Here is a 665-nt window from a genome sequence, read left to right as displayed (position 1 = left end):
GGGTTAAGGGTCAAAAAGTGTGTCCGGAATCGCGGATTTTCACGGATTGACCTGTAGGTTTCCGGAAAGTATATGCTCCGGAAGCATATATCTAGCCCCCGACGGGAAATCCTCGGTGTGGCAGCCGTGATGTGCTATGCGCGGCGTGGTGTGGTGTCGCAATGTCGAAGAACCAACCACGCTGCCACTGCGGCGGTGAAATGAAACGCAACGGCACCACCAGCAAAGGCACCACCAGATGGCGCTGCAAACAATGCGGCGCCTCCAGCGTCAAACGTCGAAACGACATCACCAACGCGGCAGTGTTCACCCAGTTCATCGAGCATTGCACCACCGCAATATCACTCGACGACCTAGCCAAACGAAACGGTGTTAGCCGCGCCACCATGAAGCGGCGCTTCAAGTGGTGCTGGCTCGTTGATGTGCCTGACCCCACCGCCGGCCACCACAAGCGGATCTACGACCAGGTATTTCTCGATGGCACCTACACCGCCGGTGGCTGCCTGATCGTCGCGGCGACCATCGACCACGTGATCGCCTGGCACTGGTGCAAACACGAAACCACCCGCGACTACCAACTGCTGCTTGAACGCATCGAAGCCCCACTCATCGCCGTCATCGACGGCGGCCAAGGCGCATACAGCGCAATCAAAAAGTGCTGGCCG

Annotated in this window: 1 pseudogene; it reads left to right on the top strand. The window is 58.6% G+C overall.

The features are described 5' to 3' along the window. Positions 1 to 161: 161 nt before the first annotated feature. Positions 162 to 665 (top strand): annotated as a pseudogene (locus QP915_RS11595) (IS256-like element IS1249 family transposase); the annotation flags it as partial.

It is taken from the genome of Corynebacterium sp. MSK158, assembly GCF_030229085.1.
Taxonomy (GTDB): Bacteria; Actinomycetota; Actinomycetes; order Mycobacteriales; family Mycobacteriaceae; genus Corynebacterium.
This window is presented reverse-complemented; position numbering and strand designations above follow the sequence as displayed.